Annotated in this window: 19 protein-coding genes; 7 read left to right on the forward strand and 12 right to left on the reverse strand. The window is 74.4% G+C overall.

Annotated features, from left to right (window positions below; genetic code table 11):
- Positions 1-55 precede the first annotated feature (55 nt).
- On the reverse strand, positions 56-1237 hold the full coding sequence (locus FHX44_RS37750; RefSeq protein WP_147260131.1) for an MFS transporter: 1182 nt from the start codon (positions 1235-1237) through the stop codon (positions 56-58).
- Between the two features lie 31 nt (positions 1238-1268).
- Here FHX44_RS37750 and FHX44_RS37755 point away from each other — a divergent pair, with 31 nt between their 5' ends.
- Positions 1269-1823 carry a CGNR zinc finger domain-containing protein gene (locus FHX44_RS37755; RefSeq protein ID WP_147260132.1) on the forward strand — a complete coding sequence of 185 codons (555 nt, stop codon included), beginning with the start codon at positions 1269-1271 and terminating at the stop codon, positions 1821-1823.
- A 306-nt stretch (positions 1824-2129) separates the two neighbouring features.
- On the opposite strand, the gene FHX44_RS37760 is transcribed toward FHX44_RS37755, so the two are convergent.
- Together FHX44_RS37760 and FHX44_RS37765 are read right to left on the reverse strand one after the other, a co-directional pair.
- Positions 2130-3365: a sensor histidine kinase gene (locus tag FHX44_RS37760; protein ID WP_147260133.1), complete on the reverse strand. Its 1236-nt coding sequence runs from the start codon at positions 3363-3365 to the stop codon at positions 2130-2132.
- A complete protein-coding gene (locus FHX44_RS37765) occupies positions 3362-4054 on the reverse strand; it encodes a response regulator transcription factor (RefSeq protein WP_147260134.1) in 693 nt (230 codons plus the stop codon). Before FHX44_RS37765 ends, FHX44_RS37760 begins: the two co-directional genes overlap by 4 nt.
- A 208-nt stretch (positions 4055-4262) precedes the next feature.
- Here FHX44_RS37765 and FHX44_RS37770 point away from each other — a divergent pair, with 208 nt between their 5' ends.
- The 5 genes from FHX44_RS37770 to FHX44_RS37790 are packed head-to-tail and all read left to right on the forward strand — an operon-like array spanning position 4263 to position 8346.
- Positions 4263-4490 carry a hypothetical protein gene (locus FHX44_RS37770; protein WP_147260135.1) on the forward strand — a complete coding sequence of 76 codons (228 nt, stop codon included), beginning with the start codon at positions 4263-4265 and terminating at the stop codon, positions 4488-4490.
- On the forward strand, positions 4487-5524 hold the full coding sequence (locus FHX44_RS37775; protein ID WP_246170808.1) for an AAA family ATPase: 1038 nt from the start codon (positions 4487-4489) through the stop codon (positions 5522-5524). The genes FHX44_RS37770 and FHX44_RS37775 overlap by 4 nt, the downstream gene beginning before the upstream one ends.
- Positions 5521-6459: a DUF58 domain-containing protein gene (locus tag FHX44_RS37780; protein WP_147260136.1), complete on the forward strand. Its 939-nt coding sequence runs from the start codon at positions 5521-5523 to the stop codon at positions 6457-6459. Before FHX44_RS37775 ends, FHX44_RS37780 begins: the two co-directional genes overlap by 4 nt.
- Positions 6456-7397 (forward strand): VWA domain-containing protein, encoded by a 942-nt coding sequence (locus FHX44_RS37785; protein ID WP_147260137.1) that lies wholly within the window; start codon positions 6456-6458, stop codon positions 7395-7397. The genes FHX44_RS37780 and FHX44_RS37785 overlap by 4 nt, the downstream gene beginning before the upstream one ends.
- Before the next feature lie 52 nt (positions 7398-7449).
- Positions 7450-8346 (forward strand): alpha/beta hydrolase, encoded by an 897-nt coding sequence (locus FHX44_RS37790; protein WP_147260138.1) that lies wholly within the window; start codon positions 7450-7452, stop codon positions 8344-8346.
- Positions 8347-9204: 858 nt separating this feature from the next.
- Here FHX44_RS37790 and FHX44_RS37795 read toward each other — a convergent pair.
- The 8 genes from FHX44_RS37795 to FHX44_RS37830 all read right to left on the reverse strand — a co-directional run bounded on the left by FHX44_RS37795 (position 9205) and on the right by FHX44_RS37830 (position 16254).
- Complete coding sequence (locus tag FHX44_RS37795) at positions 9205-9690, reverse strand: nuclear transport factor 2 family protein (RefSeq protein WP_170309206.1); 486 nt, start codon at positions 9688-9690, stop codon at positions 9205-9207.
- 55 nt (positions 9691-9745) lie between these two features.
- Complete coding sequence (locus tag FHX44_RS37800; protein ID WP_147260140.1) at positions 9746-10534, reverse strand: helix-turn-helix domain-containing protein; 789 nt, start codon at positions 10532-10534, stop codon at positions 9746-9748.
- A 103-nt stretch (positions 10535-10637) separates the two neighbouring features.
- Complete coding sequence (locus tag FHX44_RS37805; RefSeq protein ID WP_147260141.1) at positions 10638-11612, reverse strand: dihydrodipicolinate synthase family protein; 975 nt, start codon at positions 11610-11612, stop codon at positions 10638-10640.
- 3 nt (positions 11613-11615) lie between these two features.
- Positions 11616-12371, reverse strand: coding sequence for a FadR/GntR family transcriptional regulator (locus FHX44_RS37810; protein ID WP_147260142.1), 756 nt, complete (start codon positions 12369-12371; stop codon positions 11616-11618).
- Positions 12364-13254, reverse strand: coding sequence for a dihydrodipicolinate synthase family protein (locus tag FHX44_RS37815; RefSeq protein WP_147260143.1), 891 nt, complete (start codon positions 13252-13254; stop codon positions 12364-12366). Before FHX44_RS37815 ends, FHX44_RS37810 begins: the two co-directional genes overlap by 8 nt.
- 14 nt (positions 13255-13268) lie before the next feature.
- Positions 13269-14090 carry a carbohydrate ABC transporter permease gene (locus FHX44_RS37820; protein ID WP_147260144.1) on the reverse strand — a complete coding sequence of 274 codons (822 nt, stop codon included), beginning with the start codon at positions 14088-14090 and terminating at the stop codon, positions 13269-13271.
- Positions 14087-15037: a carbohydrate ABC transporter permease gene (locus FHX44_RS37825; protein ID WP_147260145.1), complete on the reverse strand. Its 951-nt coding sequence runs from the start codon at positions 15035-15037 to the stop codon at positions 14087-14089. The genes FHX44_RS37820 and FHX44_RS37825 overlap by 4 nt, the downstream gene beginning before the upstream one ends.
- The gene (locus FHX44_RS37830; RefSeq protein WP_147260146.1) at positions 15034-16254 is read right to left on the reverse strand and encodes an ABC transporter substrate-binding protein; all 1221 of its coding nucleotides are present in this window, start codon (positions 16252-16254) and stop codon (positions 15034-15036) included. The genes FHX44_RS37825 and FHX44_RS37830 overlap by 4 nt, the downstream gene beginning before the upstream one ends.
- Before the next feature lie 96 nt (positions 16255-16350).
- On the opposite strand from FHX44_RS37830, the gene FHX44_RS37835 reads away from it, so the two are divergent.
- Entirely contained in the window at positions 16351-16974 is a 624-nt protein-coding gene (locus FHX44_RS37835; RefSeq protein ID WP_147260147.1) for a LysE family translocator, read from the forward strand.
- A 6-nt stretch (positions 16975-16980) separates the two neighbouring features.
- Here the strand turns inward: FHX44_RS37835 and FHX44_RS37840 are convergent, their stop codons facing one another.
- Positions 16981-18132 carry a YbfB/YjiJ family MFS transporter gene (locus FHX44_RS37840; RefSeq protein WP_147260148.1) on the reverse strand — a complete coding sequence of 384 codons (1152 nt, stop codon included), beginning with the start codon at positions 18130-18132 and terminating at the stop codon, positions 16981-16983.
- Positions 18133-18198 lie beyond the last annotated feature (66 nt).

Raw genomic sequence — 18198 nt, forward strand, 5'->3', positions numbered from 1 at the left:
AGTCCCCGCGTTCGAACGGGTCACGCGCACTGGAAACGTGAACGGGCAACCGGTCTCAGCCGGCGCGGGGCGCGTCGCCGATGCGGATGATCGCGCTCGCCTGCACCGCCGCCGCGACGACCAGCACCCCGATGGCGGCGGCGTAGCCGGCGGTCAGGTCGATCAGCAGCCCCATGAGGAACGGGCCGATGCCGGCCACGGTGTAGCCCACGCCGAGTGCCATGCCGCTGGTGGCGGCGCTCGCCGCGGCGTCGGGCGTGCGCCAGGCCACCACGGCGAGGCCCAGCGGGAACCCGGCGCCGGACCCCAGGCCGACGAGCACGGCCCACGGCCACGGGCCGACAACCGGGGCCAGCGGTGCGAGCAGCAGGCCGATGGTTCCGGCCGCCGTGCTCGCGAGCGCGACACCCGACCAGAACCGCCAGCGCCCGGTGCGCTCGGCGAGCGCCGGGATCGCGAGGGCACCCGGCACCTGGGCCGCGGCCCACACGGCCAGCACCATCCCGGCGTCGCGCGGGCTCCACCCGCGGCTCGTGAGGTAGGGCGCGAGCCACGTCATCCAGCCGTACACGAGCAGCGAGGCCGCCGACTGGTGGGTAGCCGCGAGCCGGGCGAAGCGGTCGCGCCACGGCAGGCGGGCGCGCTCGGTGGGCGCGGGGCGCTCGACCCGGCGCGCCACCGGCACCCACGCCGCGAGGGCGAGCACCGCAGGCACCGCCCAGACGGCCAGCGCGAGCGACCACCCGCCCACGGCCGCGGCGAGCGGCACCGCCACCGCGCTGGCCACCGTGGAGGGGATCATCATCGCGACGACGTACCCGCCGGTGACGGCCCCGGCGCGGTCGGCGAGGTGCTCCTTCACCACCCCCGTGAGCAGCACGCCCGCCACCCCGATGCCGAACCCGGCGAGCAGGCTGCCGGTCACCAGCGGCACGGCCGCGGGCACGCCCCGCACGAGGCTGCCGAGCGCGACGAGGCCGACCGCCCCGACGAGCGCGCGCTCCGGCCCCCCGCGCCGCGCGGCGGCCGGGCCGGCGAGCGATCCGGCCGCCATCATCAGCACGGCGCCGGTCTGCACGAACCCCGCGGCGCCGGCCGAGAAACCGAGATCGGCGCGCACGGCGTCGATGAGGGGTGGGTACCCGGCCAGTGCGGTGCGCAGGTTGAGCGCCAGCGCGAGCAGCCCGACCAGCACCACGCCCGGACGGACCCGTACAGAGGTGTAGGCTGCTTTCATCCGTTACACGATACGGGAAGGGCGGTAAGGGGTGCAACTCCTGCTGGACGATTACCGGGTCGGGGCGGCGGTCGCCACCGACCTCGTCAACACCGCTCCGGAGGTGATGGTGAGCACCGGGGACCTGATCCCCGACGCCACCGCGCTCGCCCGCTTCCTCGCTGAGCGAGACCTGCACCCGTCCGCCGGCGCGCCGACGCCCGCCGACGTGGCAGCAGTGCACGCGCTGCGGCGCAAACTGCGCTCCCTCCTGGAGAACCCCGACGCTGCGGGTGCCGCCGCGCTCACCACGGCCGCCGGCGGCCTCGACCTGCGGCGCGACGACGACGGTCGCCTGCAGTGGCAGGTCCGCTCGCGCCCCGGCGCCGCACTGGCCGACGAGCTGGCGCTGCTCACCGGCGCCGCACTGCTCGCCACCCTCCGCACGCTGGGCACCGACCGGTTCCGCCACTGCGCCGCCCCGACCTGCGACGGCATGTTCGTGGACACCAGCAGGGCCGGCCGTCGGCGCTACTGCGTGCCCGAGGTGTGCGGCAACCGCGTCAACGTCGCGGCCCACCGGGCCCGCCGCCGCGCGGCCGGCTGACTCGCCTGCACACCCGTCCGGGAGATCCGCGGTCGCCAGCGGGAACTCCTTCACGAGGTCCCGCACCTCCACCACCGGCGAGTCCGACGTCTCGACACGGCGAGTCGGGCGTGCGTGCACGTTCCGCGGCAGGCTCGCGCCCACGCCCACCTTCTCCGCCCACGCACCCCGTGGACCGGACGCGTCACCCCACACCGGCAGCACCCGCCGAAACCGGCAGCGCGAACACGACAGGGGTGCCGGCTCACGCATCCCGGTCCGCCCGCGCTCACGGTCGACGTGGGGCACCGGCGGAGACCGGGTGCGTCAGGAGGGCACGCCCGTGGCGAGCGGGTCCCGCGCCGGCGGGCGGGGCGTCCGTTCGGTGACGCCCGCCCCGCGCAGCGGGAGCCACAGGACGAACGTGGCGCCCGCGCCGGGCGCGCTGTGCAGCGCGACGGTGCCGCCGTGGCTCTCCACCACCTGGCGCACGATCGCGAGGCCGAGGCCGGTGCCCCGGTCGCGGCGGCGGGTGCCCTCGGGTCCCCGCCAGAACCGGTCGAACACCCGCTCCTGGTGCTCAGGGGATATGCCCGGGCCGTGGTCGCGGACGGCGAGCCATGCCCAGCCGCCGTGCCGCCCGGTGGCGATCACGATCTCGGCTCCCGGGGGCGACACCCGGACCGCGTTGGACAGCAGGTTGTCGGCGGCCCGGCGCAGCGCCTCGGAGTCGCCGATCACGCCGAGGCCGCCCGCGAGGCGCCGTTCCAGGCGGAGACCGTCGCTGTCGGCGAGCAGCGCGAACCCGTCGGCGGCCTCGTCCGCGACGTTCCCGAGGTCCACGTCGGTGTCGGTGAACGCGGGCGCGGCGCGGCGGGCCGCAGCGAGCAGGTCCTCGATGAGGCTGCCCATCCGCTGGGTGGCCCGCGCCGTGACGGTGCTCGCCCGCTGCCGCTCGGCCGCGTCGACGTCGTCGCGGGACAGCACGGCGTCGAGGTTGATCTGGATGACGGCCAGGGGGTTGCGCAGCTCGTGGGAGGCGTCGTCGATCATCTGGCGTTGCGCCGCGAACGCGCGGTCCAGCCTGCCGAGCATGTCGTCGACGGTGTCGGCGAGGTCGCGCAGCTCGTCGCGGGGGCCGTCGAGGGCGATGCGGCGCGACAGGTCGGTGGCGCTGATCTCGCGCGCCGCGGCCGTGACCCGTTCGACCGGGCGCAGCACCCGACCGGAGAGCCACCAGCCCACGCCGAAGCTCGCGACCAGCAGCCCGCCGAGCGCGCCCGCGGACGCGTCGCGCATGAGCTCGAGCGCCTTGTGGTTGACCGCCTGCTGCACGCTCGCGAGGTCGGCGGCCTGGAACTGCTCGCCGTCCTTCAGCACCAGCTCGCCGCCCACCTCCTTCACCTTCTGGACGGTGATCGGGTCGAGCGGCGCGGCGTCGACGCTCTCCGACACCACCGCGTAGACGGCCAGCAGCACGAGCGCGGCCAGCGCGAACAGCACGAGCGAGTAGGTGGCGGCGAGCCGGAACCGGATCGTCTGCGACCAGGCGGGCCGTCTCATCCGACCTCCCGCAGCCGGTAGCCGCGCCCGATCACGGTCTCGATCAGGGGGGCCTCGCCGTCCCCGGTGAGCTTGCGCCGCAGCGTGCCGACCGTGACCCGCACGGTCTGGGTGAACGGGTCGGTGTTCTCGTCCCAGACGTGCTCGAGCAGCTCCTCGGCGGAGACGACGTGCCCCGGCCGGTGCATGAGGTAGCGCAGCACGGCGAACTCCTTGCGGGTGAGCGGCAGCTCGCGCTCGCCGCGGGTGGCGGTGCTGCGCCCGTCGTCGAGCGTCAGGTCGCCGACGGTGAGGACGGCGGTCCCCCCGCCGTTGTCGCGCCGCAGGAGGGCGCGCGCCCGCGCCAGCAGCTCGGCGAGGGCGAACGGTTTCACCAGGTAGTCGTCGGCGCCCTCGTCGAGGCCGCGCACGCGGTCGGCGAGCTCGCCCCGCGCGGTGAGCATGAGGATCCGCAGCTCGGGGCCGCTCGGCCCCGCGATGCTGCCGCCGCGCACGCCCCGGCACAGCGCGAAACCGTCCATGTCGGGCAGGTTGAGGTCGAGCACGAGCAGGTCGTAGGCGTTCACGCCGAGCTTGGCGACGGCGTCGGCGCCCGTGAGCGCGATGTCGACCGCGTAGCCGGCCCGGCCGAGCCCCACCCGCAGCGCGCTCGCCAGGTCCTGCGCGTCCTCGACCACCAGCAGCCGCATGTGCGCGACGGTAGCGAGTGAGCACGTGCCGCAGCGGTGTCCTTTCGGTCGGCTTTCGCTCCGGCTTCCCGGCGTTTTCGCCCCGCCCTGGTCTGCTGGGACCCAGCCGGTGGATCCCCCCTCACCACCGGTACCGCCGCCGGCCCGTCCCGCGCAGCCCCCCAGCCGCGGGGCGGGCCGGCACCGACCCGACCACCAGGAGGTCACCATGTCCAGAACCGCACGCATCGTCCTCGCCGGCGTCCTCACCGCAGGCGCGCTGGTCGTCGGAGGCGTGGCGCTCGCGGCGAACCCGGCGCCGAGCAGCCCGTCCAGCACCGTCTCGGTCGAGCAGGGTGGGCCCGCGGGCCTGCGCCCGGCGCAGAACGTTCCCGACCGCGACTGCCCGGAGGGATCCACCGGCGGTGCCGTGAACGCCTCCGCGATCCGGCTGTGAGCGAGGCGACCTCGGCGGAGTTCGCCCTGCCCGAGACGGCCCTGCCCCAGACGGCACTGCTCGAGACGGCGTTGTTCGAGGTCAAGCGCGTGGTGGTCGGGCAGGACCACGCGCTCGAGCGGATGGTGGTGGCCCTGCTCGCGCGGGGCCACTGCCTGCTCGAGGGCGTGCCCGGGATCGCGAAGACCCTCGCCGTACGCACCCTGGCCACCGTGACCGGCGGGACGTTCTCCCGCCTGCAGTTCACGCCCGACCTCGTGCCCGGCGACATCGTGGGCACCCGGATCTGGCGCCCGTCGACCGAGACGTTCGACGTCGAGCTCGGGCCGGTCTTCGCGACCGTCGTGCTCGCCGACGAGATCAACCGGGCCCCGGCGAAGGTGCAGTCGGCGCTGCTCGAGGCCATGGCCGAGGGGCAGGTGACGCTCGGTGGGAAGAGCCATCCGCTGCCCTCGCCGTTCCTCGTCCTCGCCACGCAGAACCCGATCGAGTCCGACGGCGTGTACGAGCTGCCGGAGGCGCAGCGCGACCGCTTCCTCCTCAAGATCGACATGGGGTACCCGTCGGGTGTCGAGGAGCTCACGATCCTCTCGCGGATGGGCCGGGTCGAGCAGCAGGACCCGCCGGTGCCGACCCGGGTGCTCGATCCGGAGCGCGTCACCGCCCTGCAGCGCGCCGCCGACCGGGTGTTCGTGCACCACGCCAGCGCCGAGTACGCCGTGCGCCTCGTGCTCGCCACCCGTGACCCGGCGGCGTACGGGCTGCCCGACGTCGCGGCGGCACTCCAGTTCGGCGTGAGCCCGCGCGCCACCCTCGGGCTCGTCGCCGCCGCACGGGCGCTCGCGCTGCTGCGCGGCCGCGGCTACGTGCTGCCCGGCGACATCACCGACGTCGCGCCCGACGTGCTCGCCCACCGGCTCGTGCTCGGCTACGACGCCCTCGCCGACGGCGTGCCGCCGCGGGCACTGGTGGACCGGATCCTCGGCGCGGTGCGCGCCCCGCGGGTCACCCCGGCCCAGGACGTCGCCGCATGACGGCTCCCGATCTCGGGGCGGCGGAGCGCGCGCTGCGCGTCCAGGAGCTCGCGATCCGCCGCCGCCTCGACGGCCTGCTGCACGGCGACCGGCTCGGCAGGCGCACCGGCCCCGGCACCGAGCTCGACGACGTGCGGCCCTACCAGCCGGCGCAGGACGACGTCCGGCGCATGGACTGGAACGTCACCGCCCGCTCGGGCGAGCCCCACGTGCGCGCGAGCATCGCCGAGCCGGATCTCACGACCTGGGTGCTCGTCGACGCCTCGGCGAGCATGGACTTCGGCACGGCGGTGATGGAGAAGCGCGATCTCGCCGTCGCGGTCGTGGCCGGTGTGCTCGCGCTCACCGACCGGCCCGGCAACCGGCTCGGCGTCCACCTCGTCGGCGGGGCGGTCCCGCGCACGTTCCCGCCCCGCCCCGGGCGCCCGGCGGGCCGCCTGCTGCTGCGCGAGCTGCTGGCCGCGCCGCGCACGCCGCACGGGGCCGCCCCCGGCCTCGACCTCGCCACCGCGTTGGAGCGGCTGCACCGCGAGCAGCGCAGGCCGGGGCTGCGGGTGGTGGTGTCGGACCTGCTCCCGCGCACCCCCGACGAGCGCATGGGATGGGTCGTGCCGCTGCGGCGCCTCGCCGCGCGGCACGACGTCATCGCCGTGGAGGTCACCGACCGGCGGGAGGCGGTGCTGCCCGACGTCGGGCCGCTCACCCTGGTCGACCCGGAGTCCGGACGCACGACGCGGGTGCGCACCGGGGACCGCCGGCTGCGCGAGCGCTACGCCCGCGCCGTGGCCGAGCACCGCGCCGCCACCGCGTTCGCCCTGCGCTCGGCGGGCGCCGACCACGTGGTGCTGCGCACCGACCGCGACTGGGTCGGCGACGTGGCCCGCTTCCTCGCGGTGCGCCGCCGCACCGCCCGACACCGCCGGAGCGTCCGATGAGGTTTCTCGCCCCCGGCTGGCTCGCGCTGCTGGCCGCGGTCGCCGCGCTGATCGTCGCGTACGTCGTGGCGCAGCGCCGCCGAAGCCGCTACGCCGTGCGCTTCGCGGCGCTCCCCCTGCTCGAGCGCGTGATGCCGCGCGAGCCCGGCTGGCGGCGGCACGTGCCCGCCGTCGCGTTCCTGCTGACCGTCACCGGCCTCGTTCTCGGCATGGCCCGGCCGGTGCTCGACGTCCAGGTGCCGCGGGAGCGGGCCACGATCGTCGTCGCCGTGGACGTGTCCATGTCGATGGGCGCCCAGGACGTCGCCCCGTCCCGGATCGCCGCCGCGGTGGCCGCGGCACGTGGCTTCGTGACGGAGTTGCCCGAGGCGTTCCCCGTCGGCCTGGTGCTGTTCGACGGCACCAGCGCGGTGACCGTGCCCCCGACGCCCGACCGCGCCGCCGTGACGGGTGCGTTCGACCGGATCTCGCTGGGGCCCGGCACCGCGATCGGCGACGCGGTGCTGACCTCCCTCGACGCGGTGCGGAGCACCGACGACGGCGCCGCTCCTCCCCCGGCCCGGATCGTCCTGCTCTCCGACGGTGCCAACACCACGGGGACCCCGATCCCGGACGCCGCGGCCGATGCCGCCGCGGCGGGCGTACCGGTCTCGACCATCGCCTACGGCACCCCGACCGGCACCGCCACGATCAACGGCGACAGCGTGCGGGTGCCCGCCGACGTCGAGGCGCTGGCAGGGCTGGCCGCCGGCAGCGGCGGTCTCGCCTACCGGGCCGAGACCGCGGCCGAGCTGGAGGCTGTGTACGCCGACATCGGCTCGTCGATCGGGTTCCGCACGGAGGAGCGGGAGGTCACCGGCGCCGTGCTCGCGCTCGCGCTGCTGGCCGCCTTCGTCGCCGCGGGCGGCTCGCTGGCCTGGTTCTCCCGGTTGCCGTGAGACCGCAAGATCGGAGCCTCCCGGTGCCTCGTCCACCTGCGAGGGTCTGCCGATGACCCACCCCCGTCCCTTCCAGCTCTTCACCGGTGGCACGTCGCTCGCGGCGACCCTGCACCGCACCCTTCCCGACCTCACCGAGCCGCAGCCCACGATCCTCGTCACCGGTTCGTGGCTGACGGTCAAGGAACAGATGGCCGACCTGTACGCCGCCCGGCTCGCCGAACGGGGGTACACCGTCTTCACGTTCGACTTCGCCGGCTTCGGCGCGAGCGAGGGCACCCCGCGGCAGGCGGAGCTGCCCGCCTGCAAGATCGACGACATGATCGCGGCGGCACGGGCGGTGTCGACGCTGTCGTTCGTCCGGCCGGGCGCGATCGGCTACCTCGGGATCTGCGCGAGCGCGCAGTACGCGCTGCGCGCGATCGCGGCCGGGGCGCCGATCGACGCGTTCGCGAGCGTCGCGGGCTGGTTCCACGACGCACGCACCGTGGCCCCGTTCTACGGCGGTGACGAGGGCGTGGCCCGGCGGCTGGAGCGCGCGGGCGAGGCGCTGGCGGCCTACCAGCGCACCGGCGAGGTCCGCGCCGTGCCCGCCTACGAGGCGGGGAACGAGCGGGCCGGCATGTCCCTCGACCTCGAGTACTACGGCTCGGCCAAGCGGGGCGCCGTGCCGACCTGGGTGAACGAGATGGCCGAGCTCAGCTGGGCGTACTGGCTGACGTTCGACGGGCTGTCCGCCGCGCCGCAGGTGCGCGTGCCCAGCCTGTTCGTCCACGGCGACGGCTGCGTGCTGCCGGAGAACCTCCGCGCGGTGGCCGGCACGGTCGCCGGCCCCACCGAGACGGTGTGGGCCGACGGCACCCAGATCGACTTCTACGACCAGGACGCGCAGGTGAGCATCGCCGTCGACGCGGCGGACGCCCACTTCCGCGCCCACCTCGCGGGCTGACCGAACCCGGCCCGGAGTTTCGCGACACCGGCCCCCCGCCCGGGAGCAGTGCTCGCTGGGATCCGACCTGGGCCGCAGCGGGAGGCGGTCGCTGAACCGTCTGGGCCTTCGGTCGCGCCGCGGACCGTCCGGGGCTCCGCGAGTGCTGGGGCCGGGCCTTCGGAGGCGCCAGGGCCTTCGGAGGCGCCAGGGCCTTCGGAGGCGCCGCGCATTCTGCGGGCCGCCCCTCAGAGCTCAAGGGCGCCTGCGCCGTCGCTTCGCGCGCTGAGGTTCGCGGCGGGCTCCGCCGTGCCGCGATCGCTGCGCGGCCCTTGACCTCCGAGCCTCCGACCCCTGAGGGCAAGCCATGCGGGCAGGCCGGGGGCCTGCCCGGAGGGCGCGCGGCGCCACCGAAGGCAGTCCCACGGCCCATGATCAAGGCTTCGGCACGAAACCGGCCGAAAACCGCACGGGAACGCGCCGAACTGCCGATCGCGCCACCCGTAGCGCCGCCAACAGCCGACTTCACACACCCAGTACGGACTTCACACAAGGCCGGCCTTGTGTGAAGTGGCCACTGGGTGTGTGAAGTGGCGATCGGTGGGGGGAGAGGGCACTCGTGATCGGCCCGACGAGTACCTCAACGCCTCCGCCGAGCCCGTGCTGTGCTGATCGGAACGATCTCCGCCGCTCACGCACCCGTTCTCCGCCCAGGCAACCCGTCGACCGGGCGCGCCCCACCGCCGGCGCCCGGACGCCGCGCCCATTTCGCGGGCACCCGACCACCGGCTTCGAGGGCGACCAGTCCCCTGATCATTCTGCCGACACGCCTGATTCGGCAACGCGTTCGCAGCGCGGTTCACGTCACGATCGGGCCGATCACGCGCCGGCGCGGGCCTCCGTAGTGCGGCGGGTGACACGCGGGGACGTTCCGGCCCGCTCCGCGGCCCGGGCGGGCAGGTCGCGGTCGCCCTCCTGGTAGAACAGCCGCAGCGTGATCCCCGCGATCTGCCAGCCCGCGGACGTGCGTTCGAGCGGCACGACGTAGTGCCCGTGCACGCCCCACACCGCGTCGCCGATCCGGTGGTATGCGCGTACGTGCGTCTGCGCCACGAGCCCGCCGTCACGCTCGTCCACCAGGCACGGCCCGGTCATGTGCTGGGTGGCGTCGAAGCCGGGCACCAGGCCCTTCCAACGCTCGACCAGCTCGTCGGCGGGCAGGGTCTCCGCCTCCCCGCCGAAGAGCTCGGTGTAGTCGGTGCGCACCTCGTCGGCGAGGCACGCGCGCACCTCGCCCCAGTCGACGTCGTCGATCGCGTGGAGGAGGCGGGTGAGCACGGCGGCGGGGTCGTCACGAACAGGCACGGGCAGGACCCTGGCACAGCATGTGCCGCGCGGGAGGGTCCGATCTTGCGCACGCTCAGCGGCGCAGCTCACCCGGCGCCACGCCGAGCTCCCGCCGGAACACCCGGCGGAAGTGGCTCACGTTCGAGAACCCGACGGTGTGCGCGACCCGTACGACGCTCGCGTCCGTGGTGAGCAGGGCCGCCTTCGCGGCCTCCAGCCTGCGGGCGGTGACGAGCCGGTGCGGCGCGAGGCCGGTGGTCGCCTTGAACGCGCGGGCGAAGTGGAACGGGCTGAGCGCGGCGACGTCGGCCATCCGGTCGAGGGTGATCGTGGCGGCGAGGTCGGCGTCGACGTACTCGGTGACCCGGTCGACGGTCCGCCGGTCCAGGACCCCGACCGGCCGGCGGGGCCCCCGCACGCCGCCGTAGGAGCCGACGACGTGCGCGACGAGGCGGTGCGCCAGGGTGCTCGCCTCGACGTCGGTGAGGCCGGATCCGACCACGTGGGCCCGCTTGACCAGCGTGGCGATCCCGAACACGACACCGTCACGGACGCCGAGCGCGTTCTCGATCGACGGTGCGCCGGGCGCGATCCGGCGCACGAGGTCGGGATCGGGGTAGATCTCCAGCGCCTCGGTGGTGCCGGCCACCCCACCCCAGGTGATGCCCTCCTCGCCGGTGACGAACGCCGCGCCGGCCGGGATGTCCGCGCGCACCGCCCGCCCGCCCGACTCCCACTCCTGGGCGCGGTGCCGGGAGAACGAGATGCCCACCTGGTGCGGGCGGGTGACGGTCGGTTCGTCGTGCGGAGGCAGCCAGCAGTACTCCGAGCGCATCCCCGGCCAGTCGATGGCGCTCCTCACGGCGCGGCGAGACCCCACGCCGACGGTCCTACCACCTGCCGCGCTCGACGGACGTGAGGCGATCGCAGACCACAGGCTCGACTTCACACCCCCAGTGGGCGCTTCACACAGCGCCGGCCTTGCGTGATGTGGGTGCTGGGTGTGTGAAGTCGTCGAAGAGTTCGGGGACCGCTGCCTCCGCCACCGCGCGCAGCGCGGGGATCACCTCCGGGGGGACCCAGCGGTGCGGCCAGCGCACCCGGGTGCCGATCGGCGCCCAGCCACCGATCGCGGCCAGGGTCTTGTCCAGTGCCGGGTCGCTGTAGCCCGCGCGGCCCAGCGGGGCGATATGGGCGTCCAGGAAGCCGCGCAGCCGCTCCTCGAGTGCCAGCGCGGCGGGCAGGTCGGTCGTGATCTGCGCATACCAGCGGGCCGCGCCGCCGGGGCTGAGGCAGGCCACGTTGGAGTACGCGCCTGCGGCGCCCCGGGCGTACCCGGAGGCCAGGGTGTGGCCGGCCACGAAGATCGCGAGCCTGCCGCCGACGGCGTCGGCCATCCGCGCGTACCAGGCGTCGTCGCCGCCCGGCACCTTCGCGCCCACCAGCGCCGGGATCTCGTCGGCGAGCTTCCCGAACAGCTCGGGCGGCACCTGGGTCTTCGCGTACGGCGGGTTGTAGAGCACCAGCGGCACCCCGTCGGCCACCGCGGCCATCCGGTCGACGGCGGCGAGCACCTCCTCCTCGCTCAGTGGCAGCCAGTCGGGCAGCACCACCTGGATCGCGCCCGGCCGCAGCGCGGCGGCGCGGGCGATCCGGTCCAGGGACAGCTGCCCGCTGGGGTGGCTCGCCCCGAGCTGGAACGGCACCCCCGCCGCGGCGCAGCGGTCGGCGACGAGCGCGTGCAACCGGTCGTACTCGGCCTCGGTGAGTGTGTGGAACTCCCCCGCCGTGCCGTTCGTGTACACGCCCTGGACGCCGCTTGCGAGCACGTGGTCCAGAGCGGAGGCGATCACGTCGAGGTCGATGCTCTCGTCGTCCCGGAGAGGCAGCAGCACGGTGGCCCACACCCCGCGCAGTGCCGATGCGGTCAGCGGTTCCATCCGTCAGCCCGCGTCCTCGGCGGGAGCGCGCACCGGGGGATGGCAGCCGGGGACGCTTGCGGCGCCGGCGGAGTGGGTAGAGATGAGCGCGGCACGGACGCGGATGTCGTCGAAGTGCTGCTGCATCGCCGCGATGCTCTCGCCCGCGTCGCCCGACTGCAGCGCCCGGATGATCTGCAGGTGCACGGCCCCCCGCCCGCCCTCGGGCGGCACCGGGATCGAGTCGCCGAGCCGCGTGAACAGCTCCCAGAAGACCTCGATGAGGTTGTCGACGAGCGGGTTGCCCAGCGCCCGGTAGAGCAGCAGGTGGAACCGCTTGTCGACCTCGGTGATCGGCTCCCCCCGGCCTTCGAGCGCGGCCATCTCGTCGGCCAGCCGCGCGCACTCGGCGAGCTCGACCTGCGGGTTCAGCCGCGCGACCGCCGGCATCAGGCCGACCTCCATCGCCTCGCGCGCGGTGAGGATCTCCTCCAGTCCGGTGCCGGCCACGGCGAGCCCGTAGGGCAGCTGCTCGATCAGCGGTCGGAAGGAGAACGCCGACACGAACAGGCCGTTGCCGTGGCGGGCCTCGATGACGCCGAGGGTCTGCAGGCTGCGCGTCGCCTCGCGCAGCGACAGCCGGCTCACCCCGAGCCGCTCCGCGAGCGCGGACTCGGGGGGCAGCCGGTCCCCCGGGCCGAGGCCGGCCTCGGTGATGAAGTCCCGCAGCCGCGCCTGGGCCTCGAGGTAGATCGGGTTCTTCACCCGTTTCTCAGCCACCTGCCCCCTCCAGCGCCGCGCGCACCACCGCGGCGAGCTCGTCCACGACGGCGACGTCCGGCCGCCGGTACGGCGACCGGGCCGGTCCGGTGTCCGGGCCGAGCCGGTTCATCAACGCCTTGAGGAAGCCGATCCCGCCGTGCGCGTTCGCCGCCCTGGCCACCTCGCGGAACGGGGCGTGCAGACGGTAGGCCTCGGCCGGCTCGCCGCGGTGGAACGCGGCGGCCACGGCGTGCGCGAGCGGGGCCATCCCGTTGTAGAGCGTGCCGATCACCCGGTCGGCTCCGCAGGCCAGCGCCGCGGGCAGCAGCTCGTCGCGGCCGAAGTAGGCGGCGAGGCCAGGGGCCGCCGCGCGGGTCCGGTCGAACTCCAGCAGGTCGCCGTCGGTGAACTTCACCGCCCCCGTCGTCGGCGCCGCGGCGGCGAGCGCCGCGACCACCTCGGACGGCCGGTAGCGCGATCCCGTCATGCTCGGGATGTGGTAGAAGCCGAACGGCGTGTTCGGTGCGGCCGCGGCGATCTCGGCCAGGTGCGCCACCAGCGCGTCGAGGGTGGGCGCGTCGCCGTAGTACGGGCCGACGGCACCGATCAGGTCGGCCCCGCAGGACTCGGCGTGCACCGCGAGCTGCTGCGCCTGAGCGAGATCGGTGTGCCCCACGTGCACGCCCAGCTTCAGGCCGGAGGGGCGGGCGTCCTGCCACGCCTCCACCAGCGACTGCCGCTCGGCCGCGTCCATCGCCGCGAACTCACCGGTCGTCCCGCCGACGAACGTGCCCGCGACGCCCGCGGCGTGCAGGTGCGCGGCCTGCGCCGCGACGACGTCGAGGGCGAGCTTCCCGTCGGGCGTGAACGGCGTCGGGGTGGCGGCCCAGATCTCGAGCATGCAGGCAGTCCTCTCTAACCTTTCGTGGCACCGTCGGTCAGACCGGCGACGATGTAACGCTGGAGCAGCACGAACAGCACGATCACCGGCACGGCCACCACCGCGGACACGGCCATGAGCTCGTTCCACCGGGTGCCGAACGCATTGGTGAGCTTCGCGATCACGACGCTCACCGGCTGCAGCTCGTCCCCGGTGGCGAGCGCGAGGCCGAACACGAACTCACCCCACGCGCCGAGGAAGCTGACGACGGCCATCGTGATCACGCCCGGGATGCTGACCGGCAGCGCCACGCGGACGAACGCGCCGAACGTCGTGCAGCCGTCCACGCGCGCGGCCTCGAGGACCTCGCCCGGCACGGACAGGAAGTACGGCCGCATGATCGTGATCGCGAGGGGGATCGAGAGCGAGCAGTTCGCGATGATCAGCCCGGCGTAGGTGTTCACCAGGCCCACCCGCCCGAACAGCACGAACATGGGGAGTGCGAGGTTGACCGCCGGGATCATCTGCACGGCGAGGAACAGCAGCAGCGCCGGCGTGACCCACCGGATGCGCAGGCGGGCTAACGCGTACGCCGCGGGGACGGCCACGACGAGCGTGAGCACCGTGGTCCCGGTCGCGATGACGAACGTGTTGACCAGGCCGCGGGCGATGTCCGGGTCGCCCAAGACCGCGCTCTGGTAGGCGGCGAGGGTCGGCGGCACCGGCACGAGCGCGGGCGGCCGCGCGAACACCTCCGCCTGTTCCTTGAACGAGGTGTTGAGCATCCAGTAGACGGGCAGCAGGTAGACCGCCGTCACGGCGACGGCGATGACGAGCCGGACCCTCTCGCGCGTCATGCCGCCTCCTCCCTGCGTAGCGACCGGAAGTAGAAGATCGACAGCACCAGCGGCACGAGCAGCATGACGGTCGTGGCCACGGCCGCCGTGTCGTAGCGGCGGAACTCGAACGCCTCCTGGAAGGCGTAGAGCGGCAGCGTGAGCGTGGCGCCGCCCGGGCCGCCCCTCGTCATGAGGTAGATGGTGTCGAAGGTCTTGAACGCGAAGATGAAGATCAGCAGCATCACCGTGACGCTCACCGGCCGCAACGCCGGGAGCGTGACGTGGCGGAACTGCTGCCAGGCCGAGGCGCCGTCGATGCGGGCCGCCTCGTACAGCATCGCCGGCACCCCCTGCAGGCCCGCGACCATGAGGATCATCGCGAACGGCGCGAAGCTCCACGCGGTGGCCACGATCACCGACACGAGCGCGGGGCCGGGCTGGCCGAGCCAGAACAGGTCGCCGTCGATGAGGCCGAGCCCGCGCAGCACCGCGTTGAGCAGCCCGTAGGAGCCGTCGAGCAGCCAGCGCCACACGTTCGCGCCCACCACCGTCGGCAGGATCCAGGCCAGCATCAGCAGCGCCCGCATGACGTTGCGCCCGGCGAACTCCCGGACGAACAGCAGCGCCAGCGCGAGGCCGCCGACGTAGGTGAGCACGACCGTGCCGACGGTGTAGACCAGCGAGAGCCACAGCGCCTGCCAGAACTCGGCCCTGCCGAACTGGTCGGCGAAGTTGGCGAACCCCACCCACTCGGCGCCGCCCCTGATGACCTCCCGCAGCCCGACGTCCTGGAAGGCCTGCAGCACGCTGTAGACCAGCGGGTAGACCACGGTGACGGCGGCGAACAGCACCGCAGGCAGCAGGAACAGCTGGTCCGCGCGGTTTCCCGCACGCCTGCGCGCCCGGTGGGGCGGCGAGGGCGTGCGGGTCCGCTCGAGCGCCCCCTTGGCCTCGATCACGGTCATGACGTCCCGAGTGCCTCGTCGATCGTGGCCTGCGCGGCGCGCGCGGCGTCCGGGGCGGGGGTGCCGCTGATCGTCTGCTGGAGCGCGGCCTGCAGCGCCGTCAGTACTTCGGTGGTGTGCGGTGCCAGTGCCGCATCCGGGGCCCACGCCTGCTGGAGCTGCTGGGCGAAGACCGCGCGGACCGGGTCCTCCGCGGTGCCCGGCACGTCGCTGCGGGCGGGCAGCTTGTTCCGCTCCGGCAGGTAGACCTGCAGCTCCTCTGGCCGCTGCATGAACGTGATGAGGTCCCATGCCCGGTCGGTGTCGTCGCTGGTGGCGCCGATCGTCAGGTTCTCCGCCGACAGCATCGTCTGCCCCGTCGCCTCCGAGGGGAGCACGGCGACGCTCCACTGCAGGTCGGGGTTCTCCTCGCGCAGGATGTTCACGTACGTCGCCGAGTTGATCATCATGGCGGCCTGGCCGGTGGCGAACTGGTTCTTCGCGTCCTCCTCGTTCCAGGTGAGGAAGCCCTCCGACAGCGCGCCGCTCTGCACCATCCGCCGCAACGACTCCAACGCGGCGTGGCCGCCGGGGCTGTCGATCTCGGTCGGCTGGGCGCCAGCCGCGAGCATCCGGATGGCGAGACCCGTGGCGCCCTCGGCACCCTCGATGCCGCTCACGGCGAGCCCGGACCGGCCCTCACCGGACAGCGCAGCCGCGGTCGACTCCATCTCGGTCCACGTCGTCGGGGCCTGCTGCACCATCGCGGTGTTGTAGTAGACGGCGTAGGCGTCGGCCAGGTGCGGGATCCCGTAGGTCTTCCCGTCGGCCTGCGTGGACTCCCAGTTGGTCGGGAAGTACGCGCCCTGCTGCCCCCAGTCCTGCACCTGGGCGCTCAGGTCCTGGATGACGCCGGCATCGGCCATCGCCGCCGTGTCGAACGCGCTGATCAGCGCGATGCCGGGCCCGTCGCCCGCGGCTGCGGCCTGGGTCAGGGTGCGGTTGAAGTCGTCGTACGGGATGAAGCGGATGTCGACGTCCGTGCCGCTCTGCTGCTCGTAGCGGGCGACGAGGTCGTAGAACGGCTTGCCCGTCGGCATCGACTCGTCGCCGTAGAACTGCCAGACCGACAACGGTTCGGACGGCTCTCCACCGCCGGTTCCCCCGCCGCTCGCGCACCCCGCAGCCGCGAGGACGGCGGCGGCCGCCACCAGGCTGGCTCTCACGACTGTCCGCATGTCCGACCTCCTTGTCCGAGTCCGGAGGGAAAATAGGTTAGATATCTAACCTCTGTCAACGCGGCGCCCCAACCGCTCGTGTGGGAGGCTCCGGTGATGGTGGACCCAGCGCTGTTCGCCGCGTTCCTCGTCGCCGTCGCGCTGCTCGTGCTCACGCCGGGGCCGGACATGCTGTTGGTGATGGCGATCGGCGCCGCCGGCGGCCCGGCCGTCGGGCTCTGCGCCGCAGCCGGTGTCGCCGCCGGGCTGGCCGTGCACGCCACGGCCACCGCGTTCGGGCTGGCCGCCCTGTTCTCGGCCGTGCCCACGCTCTACGTCGTCGTGAAGGTCTGCGGGGCCGCGTACCTGCTCCACCTCGGGATCGCGACGCTGCGCAGGCGCGACGAGCCGCTCGTGCGCACGGACGGGGCGGGCGACGGGCGTGGGCGCGCCTTCCGCCGCGGCCTGCTCACCAACCTGCTCAACCCGAAGGTCGTGCTGTTCAACGCCGCGTTCCTGCCGCAGTTCGTCGACCCAGCACGCGGGAGCGTCACGACCCAGCTCCTCGTGCTCGGCGCCGCGTTCGTGGTGGTCGACCTGCTCATCGACGGCCCCATCGGCGTCCTCGCGGGACGGCTCGGCGCGCTGCTCGCCGAGCGCCGCCGCGCGGTCCGGCGGCTGCACATCGCGACCGGATCGATCTTCATCGGGTTGTCCGCCCGGCTCGCACTGACCCGATGAGGCCGCTCAGCCCCGCGGGAGCGCGAGCGCCCCACCGGCGGCCGCGACCGCCGCCGCGCCGAACGCGACCGGCGCCGTCGCGAAGTCGGAGAGCAGGCCGAGCGCGGGCGCGGCGAGGGTCTGCCCCACTGCGATGAGCAGGAAGGCGGCCCCCACGCCGAGGGCAGGGGCGTCCGGGTACGTGCGCGTCCCCCAGACGAGCAACACGGCGGTGAGACCGATGTACACCGCCCCGAAGAGCGCGGCGGCCGCGAACACCGCCGGCAGCACGCCGGGCGCGAGGGCGAACACGGCGGTCGCGGCGGCGAGCAGCAGCATCCCCGCGGTCCACGCGCGGCCCAGCCCGGTGCGCGCGACGAGGTCGCCGGTGAAGGCGCCGGCCACGCCGGCCACCCCGAGCAGGATCCACATCAACGTGGAGGCGGCAGCGCTCACGCCTGCGGTCACGACCAGGTCGCGCCCGAAGACCCACACCGCGGAGCTGCCGGCCCCCAGCGCCGCGGCGGCCACCAGGAGCCGCCCCGTCCCCGCCCGCCACCACGGCCCGCGGGCGGCGCCGGCGGGCGAGCGCCGCGTCGGCCCTCCGGGGATCGTGGCGGCCACCCACACGGTGACCAGCACGGCGATCGCGCAATAGGTCGCCCACGCCAGGCGCCAGCTCCCGAACAGCACGAGCGCGATCGGGCCGGACACCGCCACCCCGACCCCGGTGCCGGCGTTGACGACGGTCTGCACGCGGTCGGCCCGGTCGGCCTGCACCCACCGGGCCACGGCATCGGCCAGTGGTGGGGACGCCAGGCCGGTGCTCGACCCGGCGACCACCACACCCACCGCGAGCACGGCCACGCCCGGGGCGATCGCGATCAGGCCGGTGCCGAGCACCGCGGCGAGGCCCGCGGCGGTCGCGACCGCCCGCGGCCCCCAGCGGACGGTCGCGAGCGTGGCTGCGACGACCGCGACGCAGTAGCCGGCGTAGCTGCTCGACGCGATCGCCCCGGCCGCCGCGGCCCCGATGTCGAACTCCGCCGTGAACGCCGGCACGAAGAGGCCGTACGCGAACCGGGCCAGGCCGTAGCAGACGGCGATGACCGCGAGCCCTGCCGCCGCCAGCCGCACCGCCCCGACGGCGTGCCCGGCTCGTTCCCCCACTGCGTCCATGCCGCCCCCCCGACACCGGTGTGTGTGAAAGGCCGGGTACCCGCAGAGGTCTCACCGCAGCCCGAC

Source organism: Pseudonocardia hierapolitana (assembly GCF_007994075.1).
Classification (GTDB): Bacteria; Actinomycetota; Actinomycetes; order Mycobacteriales; family Pseudonocardiaceae; genus Pseudonocardia; species Pseudonocardia hierapolitana.

Bases quoted from the DNA above. Each gene is read 5' to 3' on its own strand.
- FHX44_RS37835 (WP_147260147.1), top strand. From the start codon at position 16,351: ATGGTGGACCCAGCGCTGTTCGCCGCGTTCCTCGTCGCCGTCGCGCTG.
- FHX44_RS37785 (WP_147260137.1), top strand. From the start codon at position 6,456: ATGAGGTTTCTCGCCCCCGGCTGGCTCGCGCTGCTGGCCGCGGTCGCC.
- FHX44_RS37760 (WP_147260133.1), bottom strand. From the start codon at position 3,365: ATGAGACGGCCCGCCTGGTCGCAGACGATCCGGTTCCGGCTCGCCGCC.
- FHX44_RS37765 (WP_147260134.1), bottom strand. From the start codon at position 4,054: ATGCGGCTGCTGGTGGTCGAGGACGCGCAGGACCTGGCGAGCGCGCTG.
- FHX44_RS37825 (WP_147260145.1), bottom strand. From the start codon at position 15,037: ATGACCGTGATCGAGGCCAAGGGGGCGCTCGAGCGGACCCGCACGCCC.
- FHX44_RS37790 (WP_147260138.1), top strand. From the start codon at position 7,450: ATGACCCACCCCCGTCCCTTCCAGCTCTTCACCGGTGGCACGTCGCTC.
- FHX44_RS37780 (WP_147260136.1), top strand. From the start codon at position 5,521: ATGACGGCTCCCGATCTCGGGGCGGCGGAGCGCGCGCTGCGCGTCCAG.
- FHX44_RS37815 (WP_147260143.1), bottom strand. From the start codon at position 13,254: ATGCTCGAGATCTGGGCCGCCACCCCGACGCCGTTCACGCCCGACGGG.
- FHX44_RS37750 (WP_147260131.1), bottom strand. From the start codon at position 1,237: ATGAAAGCAGCCTACACCTCTGTACGGGTCCGTCCGGGCGTGGTGCTG.
- FHX44_RS37770 (WP_147260135.1), top strand. From the start codon at position 4,263: ATGTCCAGAACCGCACGCATCGTCCTCGCCGGCGTCCTCACCGCAGGC.
- FHX44_RS37805 (WP_147260141.1), bottom strand. From the start codon at position 11,612: ATGGAACCGCTGACCGCATCGGCACTGCGCGGGGTGTGGGCCACCGTG.
- FHX44_RS37830 (WP_147260146.1), bottom strand. From the start codon at position 16,254: ATGCGGACAGTCGTGAGAGCCAGCCTGGTGGCGGCCGCCGCCGTCCTC.
- FHX44_RS37840 (WP_147260148.1), bottom strand. From the start codon at position 18,132: ATGGACGCAGTGGGGGAACGAGCCGGGCACGCCGTCGGGGCGGTGCGG.
- FHX44_RS37820 (WP_147260144.1), bottom strand. From the start codon at position 14,090: ATGACGCGCGAGAGGGTCCGGCTCGTCATCGCCGTCGCCGTGACGGCG.